Origin of the sequence: Kitasatospora sp. NPDC101183, assembly GCF_044767945.1 — a bacterium.
Taxonomy (GTDB): Bacteria; Actinomycetota; Actinomycetes; order Streptomycetales; family Streptomycetaceae; genus Kitasatospora.
This window is the reverse complement of the sequence record NZ_JBIWOW010000008.1, coordinates 34,728-46,949: the sequence shown is the minus strand read 5'-3', so window position 1 is coordinate 46,949 and position 12,222 is coordinate 34,728. Positions and strand designations below refer to the sequence as shown.

The window sequence follows — 12,222 nt, the reverse complement described above, 5'->3', positions numbered from 1 at the left end:
TCAGGCCGGCAGCACGACCACGAACCGCTGGGGCTCTTCGCCCTCGGACTCGCTGCGCAGCCCGGCCGCCGCGACGGCGTCGTGCACGACCTTGCGCTCGAACGGCGTCATCGGCTGCAGCTTGACCTGCTCACCCGAGCTCTTCGCCTGCTCCGCGGCCTTGGCCCCGAGCACGGCCAGCTCGGAGCGCTTGCGCGCCCGGAAGCCCGCGATGTCCAGCATGAGGCGGCTGCGCTCACCGGTCTCCCGGTGCACGGCCAAGCGGGTCAGTTCCTGGAGGGCCTCCAGCACCTCGCCGTCCTGGCCGACGAGACGCTGCAGCGTACGGTCGTTGCCGTCACCGACGATGGACACCAGGGCGCGGTCGCCCTCGACGTCCATGTCGATGTCGCCGTCGAGGTCCGCGATGTCGAGCAGACCCTCCAGGTAGTCCGCCGCGATGTCGCCCTCCTGCTCCAGGCGGGCGACGATGCTCTGGTCGGCGCTGGCGGCGGCCTCGGCCTCGACGGCGGAGGTGGTGCCTTCCGTCACTGATGGACTCCTTCGGAGTTGGGCCCGTCGGACGGGCCGGGAACGAAGCTCTTCGGGGCTGCCGGGACGGGCCTCGGGCCCGTCAGGACTTCCTCTTCGGCCGCTGGCCACCGCCGCCGCCGCGCTTGGGCTGCTGGCGGGTGCCCTGCCTGGTACCGCCGGGCTTGGCCGCGGTCTGCTTGGCCGCCGTGGGCTTGGTGCCGGAGTCCGCCGGGACGGCGTCCTCCACCGGCTGCTCGGCCTCGGCGCCCTCGTCGGTCTCGGCCGTGTGCGCGGCACCGCCCTGCTGGCGCTGGGCCTTGGTCTGCCGACGCGGTTGCTGGCGGTTGGCCCGCACCGACTCCTCGACCACGGCGGCGGCGGAGGCCGCCTCGGCCAGCGCCGTCTTGGACGGGGGCAGCATGCCCCAGAGCGCGCCCTTGATCTCCGTACCGTCCGCGCGGAGCCGGCCGGTCTTCTTCAGGCGCTCCTGGCGCTGCTGGAAGGCGTGGCTGCCGGGGGTCGGGTTGTTGTGGATGACGATCAGCTGCTGGCCCATGGTCCAGACGTTGGTGGTCAGCCAGTAGACCAGGACACCGACCGGGAAGTTGATGCCCATGACGGCGAACATGATCGGGAAGACGTACATCAGCATCTTCTGCTGCTGCATGAACGGCGTCTTGACCGTGAGGTCGACGTTCTTGGTCATCAGCTGGCGCTGGGTGATGAACTGCGACAGCGACATCAGGATGATCATCACCGCGGTGACGATCTGGACGTTCAGGCTGTCGGAGCCGACGAACTTGGCCGACAGCGGCGCGCCGAAGATGTGGGCCTGCTTGGCGCTCTCCAGCAGGCTCTGGTCGATGACCCCGATCTTCTTGTCATTGGCGACGGAGGCCAGTACCCCGTAGAGGGCCGTGAAGAAGGGCGCCTGCACGATGATGGGAAGGCAGCTGGAGAACGGGTTGGTGCCCGCCTCCTTGTACAGCTTCATCATCTCTTCGGACTGGCGCTGCTTGTCGCTCTTGTAGCGCTCCTGGATCGCCTTCATCTTCGGCTGGATCGCCTGCATGGCGCGGGTCGCCTTGATCTGCTTCACGAAGAGCGGGATCAGGCAGATCCGGATGACGACCACCATCGAGGCGATGGACAGCCCCCAGGCCCAGCCGCCGTTCGGATCGAAGACGTGGCTGTACAGCGAGTGGAACTGGACGATGATCCAGGACACCGCCGTGTAGAGGGGACTCAGAAAACCGAAGGTCACCGGTCAGACTCCTTGGCATCGGGCTTCGCCACCGGCTCCGGCTCGGCGGTCCCGCTCTTGGGGCTCAGCAGATCGCGCAGCCGGCGGTGCCACACCGGGTGCTTGCGCGGCGGTACATGGTCCACCCCGCCGGGCGTCCACGGATTGCAGCGCAGGATGCGCCACGCGGTCAGACCGCCGCCCTTGATCGCCCCGTGCACCCTCACGGCCTCGTAGCCGTAGTGGGAACAGGACGGGTAGTAGCGGCAGACCGGACCGAGCAGTGGGCTGATCGTCCACTGGTAGACCCTGATCAGACCCATCAGCAGGTACTTCATCGCCCTGCTCCCGTCGGCGCCGCGGCGGTGGGCTCCGCCCGCAGCAACCGCTTGAGCGCCGCGTCCAGGTCCCGTTCGAGGTCCTGGTACGAGGCGGACGCGGCCGGGGGCAGCGCACGCACCACTATCAGGCTACCGGCGGGCAGCCGGGACAGGCGATCACGGACGAGGTGACGCAACCGGCGCTTGACCAGGTTACGGACGACCGCTGGGCCGACGGCCTTGCTCACGACGAAACCCGCACGCGCCGAAGGAGTCCCCTCGGCGACGTGCGGGCGGATGTCGCTCGTCCGGTCGGCCTGCCCCTGCCGGGGATCGTCCTCTCTACTGAGATGGACGACCAACAGGGGCCGGCCGGCCCGGCGGCCGCGTTTGACCGCGGTCGCGAAGTCCTGGCGCCGCCGCAGCCGATTCTCGGAGGGCAGCACAACAGACCCTTGGCGTTGTGGATCAGGCGGACAGGGCGGCGCGGCCCTTGCCACGGCGGGCGGCCAGGATGGCGCGGCCGGCACGGGTACGCATACGCAGACGGAAGCCGTGGGTCTTCGCGCGACGGCGGTTGTTCGGCTGGAAGGTGCGCTTGCTCACTCGGGGGCTCCTGAGGTGAATCGTAGGATGACGGGGGGTCGCTTGGCCGTCACCGTGCGTCCGCGTGATCTCCCCTGAATTCGGAAATCGGCCCATCTCCCCAGTTCGGCTGGGGTTCGGGGCAATCCACGGCGCCCGTGCTGCGCGCCCTATGGAGCGGGTGGACCCGCGGACATGCGGCAGCGGCCATCGACAACTCGACCTGGTTACGGTACGCGGGACAGCAGGCAAGGGTCAAACCAGCCCGACCCGGGCCGCTTACCCACAGCCTGTGGACAACGACTTGATCCGTCTCTGTTCGCTGACTACCGTTGCAGGACTTGTCTGGTTTGTTCATCGGAAAGCGTGCACCAGTGGCTGAGATCAACAGCGACCTCGTCCCGGTCTGGGCGAGGGTCGTCGAGCGGCTGGTCAACGACCCGGATATCGGGGAGATGGACAAGCAGTGGGTGCAGCGCACCCAGCCGATGTGGATGATGCACGACACCGCCCTGCTGGCGACCCCGAACGAGCGGGCCAAGCAGGTGCTGGAGGGCCGGCTGCTGCCGCAGCTGACCGAGGCGCTCAGCGACGAGCTGAGCCGCCCGGTGCGCATCGCCGTCATGGTCGACGCCGACGCCGTGCCCACCACCCCCGCGCCCTCCGCCCCCCAGGCCCCCGTCGAGCCGTACCCCGGCCCGGCCGAGGAGGACCTCGGCGGCCACGGCGGGCACAACGGCTACGGAGGCCCCGGCGGCTACCAGCAGCCGTACGAGCAGGACTACGAGCGCCCGCGCTACGAGAGCGGCGGCTACGAGCAGCGCCCCGGGCCGTACGGCGGCGGCCGGCCCGCCCAGCCCTGGCCCGGCTACCAGGAGCAGCCCGCTCCGTACCAGGACCAGCAGCCGCAGTACCACGAGCCCGAGGAGCCCTCGCCCCGCCCGGCGCAGCGGCCCGTCCCGAGCCCGCCCTCGACCACCCAGGGCGACCTGTTCGGCGGCGCGTACGGCCCCGGCCCGAACGAGCACCCCCGCACCGGCGCCGGCCGCCGGGCCCCCGGCTCCCGCCCCACAGGCGGGCGCCCGGTCGAGAAGGCCCCCGCCGAGCACGCCCCGGAGCGCCCCGGCGTTCCCGGGGTGCCCGCCCCGCCCGGCGCTCCCCCGGCCGGCGGCTCCCGCAAGGACGAGCCCGCCGCACGGCTGAACCCCAAGTACCTCTTCGACACCTTCGTCATCGGCGCGAGCAACCGCTTCGCGCACGCGGCGGCGGTGGCCGTCGCCGAGGCCCCGGCCAAGGCGTACAACCCGCTCTTCATCTACGGCGAGTCCGGGCTGGGCAAGACCCACCTGCTGCACGCCATCGGGCACTACTCCCGCAGCCTCTTCCCGGGCACCCGGGTGCGGTACGTGTCCTCCGAGGAGTTCACCAACGAGTTCATCAACTCCATCCGGGACGGCAAGGCGGACACCTTCCGCCGCCGCTACCGGGACATGGACATCCTGCTCGTGGACGACATCCAGTTCCTCGCGAGCAAGGAGTCCACGCAGGAGGAGTTCTTCCACACCTTCAACACCCTCCACAACGCGAACAAGCAGATCGTGCTGTCCTCGGACCGACCGCCCAAGCTGCTGACCACGCTGGAGGACCGGCTGCGCAACCGCTTCGAGTGGGGGCTGATCACCGACGTCACCCCGCCGGAGCTGGAGACCCGGATCGCGATCCTCCGCAAGAAGGCGATCCAGGAGCAACTCAACGCCCCCGCCGACGTGTTGGAGTTCATCGCCTCCCGGATCACCCGCAACATCCGGGAGTTGGAGGGCGCGCTGATCCGCGTCACCGCCTTCGCCAACCTCAACAGGGCGCCCGTGGACCTGGAGTTGGCGGGAATCGTCCTCAAGGACCTGATCCCGGGCGGGGACGAGGACGCCGGCCCGGAGATCACCGCGCAGGTCATCATGCAGCAGACCGCCGCCTACTTCGGGCTCGGCGTGGACGACCTGTGCGGATCCTCGCGCAGCCGCGTGCTGGTGACGGCACGTCAGATCGCCATGTACCTCTGCCGGGAGCTCACCGACCTCTCGCTGCCCAAGATCGGCGCGCAGTTCGGCGGCCGCGACCACACCACGGTCATGCACGCGGACCGCAAGATCCGCTCGCTGATGGCGGAGCGGCGCTCGATCTACAACCAGGTCACCGAACTCACCAACCGCATCAAGAGCTAGCCTTCGGCCACCGCGTGGCCGAAAAGGGCGTCAGGAGCGATCCTGACGCCCTTTTCGCGCTTCCGGAACGCCTCCGCAGGTGTGTACGGCGGTCCTCCGGGGCAGGGATCTCCCCGACGGGCGCTGCGTCGATCCAAAACCAGGGTCGATCCACAGGCCGCGCCGAACAACTGACCGGTGATTCGAAAACCCGGGGCGCGAACGGCCGTTGTCCACAGGTTCGGGGCCTTCTCCACCATCCACAGGCCACAGGACCGGAAGTTATCCAGAATTCGTCCACAGGCCCGGCGCCGCTACGCTCTTCCGCGCAGGTCAGGTGCCTGTGGACTTGTGCACAACGGTTATCCACAGGGTGTGGACAATTGACGGGCCGCCAATGGGCCGTCCGGGTTATCCACCGGTTGTCCCCAGGGTGAGGGTGGTTATCCCCAGCTTGTCCACAGCGGCGTCCACAGTTCGACAACCTTGGGGCGGCGTTCATGCCCAGGTGTGAAAGGCGTCACGCAAAGTTGACCGACCCCGGTGGATAACCGGGCCCGGATCTGGGGACAGAGCTGGGGATAACCTGTGGATACCCGGCGTGGCCTGTGGGTAACGCTCGGTCGTCCACAGCGGGCCCTGTCCGTCCACAGGCGCCGTCCACACCCGATGTGGACAAAATCCGGGCCCTGACCTGCGAAAACGGGGTTATCCACGGTTTCCACAGGCCCTACTACTACCGCTACACAGATAGACCGAGAACTTGGTTTCAAGGTGGGTGGGCCCGAAATCTGTGGACAACCGCGCCCCGACATCTGTTCGGCTCGCTTCCGCCCGTCTGCCCCGTCTGTCGGCGGAGTACGTCAGACTGTCCTCTGCAGACTGGAAGCGGAGTGGCATCGCTCGGTGGACAGTCGAACCGACGATCAAGATCAGACGAACCAGACTGCGAGCGGGAGCGCTCGATCCAGGAGGCGGTTACCGGTGAAGTTCCGGGTGGAGCGTGACGTCCTCGCGGAGGCGGTGGCCTGGGCTGCTCGCAGCCTCCCGGCACGGCCGCCGGTGCCGGTGCTGGCCGGCCTGCTGCTGACGGCGCAGGACGGCAGCCTGGCCCTGTCCGGCTTCGACTACGAGGTCTCGGCCCGGGTCGAGCTGGAGGCGGACATCGAGGAGGCCGGCACCGTCCTGGTCTCCGGCCGCCTGCTCAACGACATCTCGCGCAACCTCCCCAACAGGCCTGTGGAGATCTCCACCGACGGCCAGCGGGTCAGCGTCGTCTGCGGCAGCTCCCGGTTCACCCTCCCCACCCTGCCCGTGGACGAGTACCCGGCCCTGCCCCAGATGCCGACCGCCACCGGCACCGTCTCGGGCGACGTCTTCGCCTCCGCCGTCAGCCAGGCCGCCGTGGCCGCCGGCCGTGACGACACCCTGCCGGTGCTCACCGGTGTGCGCGTGGAGATCGAGGGCGACAAGATCACCCTGGCCGCGACCGACCGCTACCGCTTCGCCGTCCGCGAGCTGCTGTGGAAGCCCGAGCAGGCGGACATCTCCGCCGTCGCCCTGGTGCCCGCCAAGACGCTGCAGGACATCGCCAAGTCCCTCGGCAGCGGCGACAACGTCTCCATCGCCCTCTCCTCGGGCGGCGCGGGCGAGGGCCTGATCGGCTTCGAGGGCGCCGGCCGCCGCACCACCACCCGGCTGCTGGAGGGCGAGTTCCCCAAGTTCCGCAGCCTGTTCCCGACGGAGTTCAGCGCCGTCGCCGCGATCCAGACCCAGCCCTTCCTGGAGGCGCTCAAGCGCGTCTCGCTGGTCGCCGAGCGCAACACGCCCGTCCGGCTCAGCTTCGAGCAGGGCGTGCTGACGCTGGAGGCCGGCTCGGGCGACGACGCCCAGGCCACCGAGCGGATCGACGCCGACCTCGAGGGCGACGACATCTCGATCGCCTTCAACCCGGGCTACCTGGAGGAGGGCCTCAAGGCCATCGACTCCCCCTTCGCCCAGCTCAGCTTCACCACCCCGACCAAGCCGGCGCTGCTCAGCGGCAAGGCGGCGGTGGACGCCGAGGAGGACAAGGCCTACCAGTACCTGATCATGCCGGTCCGCCTCTCCGGCTGATCCCGGCCGCTTCCGGCGAGAGTCCGGCGAGAGTCCAGCGAGCTCGGCAACACCCGGACGACCACGGTCCACACCGTCGCCCACAGGCTGTGCACAACCCCTGTGCACAGCCTGTGCGCGTCTCCCCCGGTCGGCCCGGCTCCAGGCGGCCGCTCCGAATCCAGCGCGTAGGCTCAAGGAGTGCGGCAACGGCGCCGCCGGCAGGCACGTCACCACAGGTAAGGACTTGGTCATGGAGCTCGGCCTCATCGGTCTCGGCAAGATGGGCGGCAACATGCGCGAGCGGATTCGCCGCGCCGGCCACACCGTCATCGGCTACGACCGCAACCCGGACGTCTCCGACGTCGAGAGCCTGCAGGAACTCGTCGCCAAGCTCCAGGGCCCGCGCGTGATCTGGGTGATGGTCCCGGCCGGCGCCGCCACCCAGGCGACCGTCGACGAGCTCGCCGAGCTGCTCTCCCCCGGCGACGTCGTCGTCGACGGCGGCAACTCCCGTTGGACGGACGACATCAAGCACGCCGAGGCGCTGGCCGCCAAGGGCATCGGCTTCGTCGACTGCGGCGTCTCGGGCGGCGTCTGGGGCCTGGAGAACGGCTATGCCCTCATGTACGGCGGCGACGCCGAGCACGTCGCCCGCGTCAAGCCGGTCTTCGACGCCCTCAAGCCCGAGGGCGAGTTCGGCGACGTGCACGCCGGCAGCGCCGGCGCCGGCCACTTCGCCAAGATGGTCCACAACGGCATCGAGTACGCGATGATGCAGGCCTTCGCCGAGGGCTGGGAGCTGCTGGAGGCCGCCCCCGAGGTCACCGACGTGCGCGAGGTCTTCCGCAGCTGGCAGGAGGGCACGGTCATCCGCTCCTGGCTGCTGGACCTCGCCGTCCGCGCCCTGGACGAGGACGAGCACCTGGCCAAGCTGCGCGGCTGGGCCGCCGACTCCGGCGAGGGCCGCTGGACCGTCGAGGCCGCCATCGACCACGCCGTGCCGCTTCCGGCCATCACCGCCTCGCTGTTCGCCCGCTTCGCCTCCCGCCAGGAGGACTCGCCGCAGATGAAGATGATCGCCGCGCTGCGCAACCAGTTCGGCGGCCACGCGGTCGAGTCGAAGTAGTCCACAGCCGTCGTCCACATCTCCACAGAAGAAGGCGGGCGCAGTCCACAGCCATGCACGTCGCGCACCTGTCGCTCGCCGACTTCCGTTCGTACGCCCGGGCCGAGGTTCCCCTCGACCCGGGCGTGACGGCCTTCGTGGGGCCCAACGGCCAGGGCAAGACCAACCTGGTCGAGGCGATCGGCTACGTCGCCACCCTGGGCAGCCACCGGGTCGCCACCGACGCCCCGCTGATCCGGCTGGGCGCCGAGCGGGCCGTCGTCCGCACCTCGGTGGTGGACCGCGGCCGCTCCACCCTGATCGAGCTGGAGCTCACCCCGGGCAAGGCCAACCGGGCCCGGATCAACCGCTCCGACAACGTCCGCCCGCGTGACGTGCTCGGCCTGCTGCGCACCGTCCTGTTCGCCCCCGAGGACCTCAGCCTGGTCAAGGGCGACCCGGGGGAGCGCCGGCGCTTCCTGGACGAGCTGCTGACCGCCCGCGCCCCGAGGCTGGCGGGCGTGCGGCAGGACTACGAGCGGGTGCTCAAGCAGCGCAACGCCCTGCTCAAGACCGCCGCGATGGCCCGCCGGGCCGGCGGCGGCAAGGGCGCCGACCTGTCCACCCTGGAGGTCTGGGACGGCCATCTGGCCCGCGCCGGAGCCGAGTTGACGGCCTTCCGGATCCAGCTGGTGGCCGCCCTGCAGCCCCTGGTGACGGCCGCCTACGCCCGGGTCGCCCCCGGCGGCGGGGAGACGCTGCTGGAGTACCGCAGCTCCTTCGAGGGCGAGCTGCCGACCAGCCGCGAGCAGGCCGAGGAGCAACTCCTGGACGCCCTGCGGACGGTGCGCAAGCAGGAGGTCGAGCGGGGGATCACCCTGGTCGGCCCGCACCGCGACGAGCTGGGGCTCAAGCTCGGCCCGCTTCCGGCCAAGGGGTACGCCAGCCACGGCGAGTCCTGGTCGTTCGCGCTGGCGCTGCGGCTGGCCTCGTACGAGCTGCTGCGCGCGGACGGCGGCGAGCCGGTGCTGATCCTCGACGACGTGTTCGCCGAGCTCGACGCCGCCCGCCGGGACCGCCTGGCCGAGCTGGTCGCCGACGGCGAGCAGGTGCTGGTCACCGCCGCCGTCGCCGAGGACGTGCCGAAGGCGCTGGCCGGCGCCCGCTTCGCCGTCTCCGACGGCGAGGTCCGCCGGGTCGACGCCTGAGCCGCGCCCGGACCCCGCCCGCACCCACCGCCCGTACGGGCTCCCCCGCGCCCTCCCGTACGCTGGACCGCTCAGCGTTGTCCACAGGCTGGGGAAAGGAGATCGCCGTGAGCGAACCGGCGGAGACCTCCCCCCGGGGCGGTGGCGAGCTGACGGGCGCCGACCTCGCCCGCTCCGCGCTGCGGGCGGCCCGGGCCCAGGCGAAGCAGCGCGGCGAGCAGGTCCAGCAGAAGCGCGAGGCGAAGCGCCACGGGCTGCGCAGCGGCGCCCGCTCCGACGGCCGCGACCCCGTCCCGCTGGGCGCGGCGCTGAACCGGCTGCTGACCGAGCGCGGCTGGGAGTCCTCGGCCGCCGTCGGCGGGGTGATGGGCCGCTGGCCGCAGATCGTCGGCCCCGACATCGCCGCCCACTGCCACCCCTCCTCCTACGACGACGCGGCCGCCGTCCTCACCGTGCAGTGCGACTCCACCGCCTGGGCCACCCAACTGCGCTGGCTGGCGCGGCAGTTGGTGGCTCGTCTGAACCACGAGCTGGGCCATGGCACCGTCCGTACCATCAAGGTGCTCGGTCCGGCCGCGCCCGCCCGCGGTTACGGCCGGTTGCGCGCCCCGGGGAGCAAGGGGCCGGGCGACACCTGGGGCTGACCGCCGCCGGCTCCGGGCCCCTCCGGCGACCGCTGCCGGACGGCGATCTTCCGGAACCCCTGACAGCCCTTTCAAGCGCTCTGGGCCCCCCGGTCGAGTATCGGGACACGTGCAGAGGGGATTCAGGGCGGCGTATCTGCCTTCAAGGGCTGCCAAACGCCCATCTCTGTCAGTCCTACCGGTAGACTTAAGAGCAAACACTGTTGCCAGTGGCAACCGAGTCGAAACGCCGTGGTCGCACGCTCGCCCGCAGGGGAGGGCCTGCGGCCCCGTGCTGTGCCAGAGAGGGCGCTTCGTGGCCGATTCCGGCAACCCCAGCCAGACCCCAGACCAGACCGACCAGGGCGAGACGTCCTACAACGCCAGCAACATCCAGGTGCTGGAGGGCCTCGACGCCGTCCGCAAGCGTCCCGGCATGTACATCGGCTCGACCGGTGAGCGTGGCCTGCACCACCTGGTGCAGGAGGTCGTGGACAACTCCGTCGACGAGGCCATGGCGGGGCACGCCGACACCATCCAGGTCACGATCCTGCCCGACGGCGGCGTGCGGGTGGCCGACAACGGCCGCGGCATCCCGGTCGGCATCGTCCCCGGGCAGGAGAAGCCGGCCGTCGAGGTCGTGCTCACCGTCCTGCACGCGGGCGGCAAGTTCGGCGGCGGCGGCTACGCGGTCTCCGGAGGTCTGCACGGCGTCGGCGTCTCGGTGGTGAACGCGCTCTCCACCCGCCTCGCGGTGGAGATCCACACCGAGGGCCACATCTGGACCCAGGACTACAAGATGGGCGCGCCGACGGCCGCCCTGGTCAAGGGCGCGGAGACCGACCGCACCGGCACCACGGTCACCTTCTGGGCCGACGGCGACATCTTCGAGACCACCGTCTACTCCTTCGAGACGCTCTCCCGGCGCTTCCAGGAGATGGCCTTCCTCAACAAGGGCCTCTCCATCTCGCTGAGCGACGAGCGCCCCGAGCACGTCGACGAGGAGGGCAAGCCGCTCTCCGTCACGTACAAGTACGACGGCGGCATCGCCGACTTCGTCGCCCACCTCAACTCCCGCAAGGGCGAGGTCATCCACCCCTCCGTCATCGACTTCGAGTCCGAGGACAAGGACAAGGCGATCTCGGTGGAGGTCGCGATGCAGTGGAACTCCTCCTACACCGAGGGGGTCTACAGCTTCGCCAACACCATCCACACCCACGGCGGCGGCACCCACGAGGAGGGCTTCCGCGCGGCGCTGACCGGCCTGGTCAACCGCTACGCGCGCGACAAGAAGCTGCTCCGGGAGAAGGACGACAACCTCTCCGGCGAGGACATCCGCGAGGGCCTGACCGCGATCATCTCGGTCAAGCTCGGCGAGCCGCAGTTCGAGGGCCAGACCAAGGACAAGCTCGGCAACACCGAGGCGAAGACCTTCGTCCAGAAGGTCGTCCACGAGCAGCTCAACGACTGGCTCGACCGCAACCCCAACGAGGCCGCGGACATCATCCGCAAGTCCATCCAGGCCGCCACCGCGCGCGTCGCCGCCCGCAAGGCCCGCGACCTGACGCGCCGCAAGGGCCTGCTGGAGTCCGCCTCGCTGCCGGGCAAGCTCTCCGACTGCCAGTCCAAGGACCCCTCCGAGTGCGAGATCTTCATCGTCGAGGGTGACTCCGCCGGCGGCTCGGCCAAGCAGGGCCGCGACCCGCGCACCCAGGCCATCCTCCCGATCCGCGGCAAGATCCTGAACGTCGAGAAGGCCCGGATCGACAAGGTGCTGCAGAACACCGAGGTCCAGGCGCTGATCTCGGCCTTCGGCTGCGGCATCCAGGAGGACTACGACGAGTCCAAGCTGCGGTACCACAAGATCGTCCTGATGGCCGACGCCGACGTCGACGGACAGCACATCCGCACCCTGCTGCTCACCCTGCTGTTCCGCTTCATGCGGCCGCTGGTCGAGTCCGGGTACGTCTACCTCGCCATGCCCCCGCTGTACAAGATCAAGTGGGGCAAGGACGACTTCGAGTACGCCTACTCGGACCGCGAGCGCGACGCGCTGATCGCCGCCGGCGTCGAGGCCGGCCGCCGACTGCCCAAGGACGACGCGATCCAGCGCTTCAAGGGTCTCGGCGAGATGAACGCCGAGGAGCTGCGCGTCACCACCATGGACGCCGAGCACCGGCTGCTGCTCCAGGTCACCCTGGAGGACGCCGCCCGCGCCGACGAGCTGTTCTCCGTGCTGATGGGCGAGGACGTCGAGGCCCGGCGCTCCTTCATCCAGCGCAACGCCAAGGACGTCCGCTTCCTGGACGTGTGACGCGCCTGCGACC

The 12,222-nt window shown here is 70.2% G+C and carries 11 protein-coding genes; 6 read left to right on the top strand and 5 right to left on the bottom strand.

Annotated elements, in window-relative coordinates; all coding sequences use genetic code 11:
- The 5 genes from ACIRRS_RS12755 to rpmH all read right to left on the bottom strand — a co-directional run bounded on the left by ACIRRS_RS12755 (window position 1) and on the right by rpmH (window position 2,682).
- On the bottom strand, window positions 1–531 hold the full coding sequence (locus ACIRRS_RS12755; protein WP_402968932.1) for a protein jag: 531 nt from the start codon (window positions 529–531) through the stop codon (window positions 1–3).
- Between the two features lie 82 nt (window positions 532–613).
- Window positions 614–1,777 (bottom strand): membrane protein insertase YidC, encoded by a 1,164-nt coding sequence (yidC, locus tag ACIRRS_RS12750; RefSeq protein ID WP_402968929.1) that lies wholly within the window; start codon window positions 1,775–1,777, stop codon window positions 614–616.
- A complete protein-coding gene (gene yidD, locus ACIRRS_RS12745; RefSeq protein ID WP_402968926.1) occupies window positions 1,774–2,094 on the bottom strand; it encodes a membrane protein insertion efficiency factor YidD in 321 nt (106 codons plus the stop codon). The genes yidC and yidD overlap by 4 nt, the downstream gene beginning before the upstream one ends.
- Window positions 2,091–2,522: a ribonuclease P protein component gene (rnpA, locus tag ACIRRS_RS12740; protein WP_402968923.1), complete on the bottom strand. Its 432-nt coding sequence runs from the start codon at window positions 2,520–2,522 to the stop codon at window positions 2,091–2,093. The genes yidD and rnpA overlap by 4 nt, the downstream gene beginning before the upstream one ends.
- Window positions 2,523–2,544: 22 nt before the next feature.
- Entirely contained in the window at window positions 2,545–2,682 is a 138-nt protein-coding gene (gene rpmH, locus ACIRRS_RS12735) for a 50S ribosomal protein L34 (protein WP_031067783.1), read from the bottom strand.
- A 353-nt stretch (window positions 2,683–3,035) separates the two neighbouring features.
- On the opposite strand from rpmH, the gene dnaA reads away from it, so the two are divergent.
- From dnaA to gyrB, 6 genes are all read left to right on the top strand, one after another.
- Window positions 3,036–4,883 carry a chromosomal replication initiator protein DnaA gene (dnaA, locus tag ACIRRS_RS12730; protein ID WP_402968920.1) on the top strand — a complete coding sequence of 616 codons (1,848 nt, stop codon included), beginning with the start codon at window positions 3,036–3,038 and terminating at the stop codon, window positions 4,881–4,883.
- Window positions 4,884–5,846: 963 nt separating this feature from the next.
- Entirely contained in the window at window positions 5,847–6,977 is a 1,131-nt protein-coding gene (dnaN, locus tag ACIRRS_RS12725; protein ID WP_402968917.1) for a DNA polymerase III subunit beta, read from the top strand.
- A 232-nt stretch (window positions 6,978–7,209) separates the two neighbouring features.
- Window positions 7,210–8,085 (top strand): phosphogluconate dehydrogenase (NAD(+)-dependent, decarboxylating), encoded by an 876-nt coding sequence (gene gnd, locus ACIRRS_RS12720; RefSeq protein ID WP_402968914.1) that lies wholly within the window; start codon window positions 7,210–7,212, stop codon window positions 8,083–8,085.
- Between the two features lie 53 nt (window positions 8,086–8,138).
- Window positions 8,139–9,272, top strand: coding sequence for a DNA replication/repair protein RecF (gene recF / locus ACIRRS_RS12715; protein WP_402968911.1), 1,134 nt, complete (start codon window positions 8,139–8,141; stop codon window positions 9,270–9,272).
- A 107-nt stretch (window positions 9,273–9,379) separates the two neighbouring features.
- Window positions 9,380–9,916, top strand: coding sequence for a DUF721 domain-containing protein (locus ACIRRS_RS12710; RefSeq protein WP_402968908.1), 537 nt, complete (start codon window positions 9,380–9,382; stop codon window positions 9,914–9,916).
- A 271-nt stretch (window positions 9,917–10,187) separates the two neighbouring features.
- Window positions 10,188–12,209 (top strand): DNA topoisomerase (ATP-hydrolyzing) subunit B, encoded by a 2,022-nt coding sequence (gyrB, locus tag ACIRRS_RS12705; RefSeq protein WP_402968905.1) that lies wholly within the window; start codon window positions 10,188–10,190, stop codon window positions 12,207–12,209.
- The last annotated feature ends 13 nt before the right edge of the window (window positions 12,210–12,222 follow it).

Excerpts from the sequence above, each read along its gene's own strand:
- yidD (WP_402968926.1), bottom strand. The coding sequence starts at position 2,094 with ATGAAGTACCTGCTGATGGGTCTGATCAGGGTCTACCAGTGGACGATC.
- gnd (WP_402968914.1), top strand. The coding sequence starts at position 7,210 with ATGGAGCTCGGCCTCATCGGTCTCGGCAAGATGGGCGGCAACATGCGC.
- recF (WP_402968911.1), top strand. The coding sequence starts at position 8,139 with ATGCACGTCGCGCACCTGTCGCTCGCCGACTTCCGTTCGTACGCCCGG.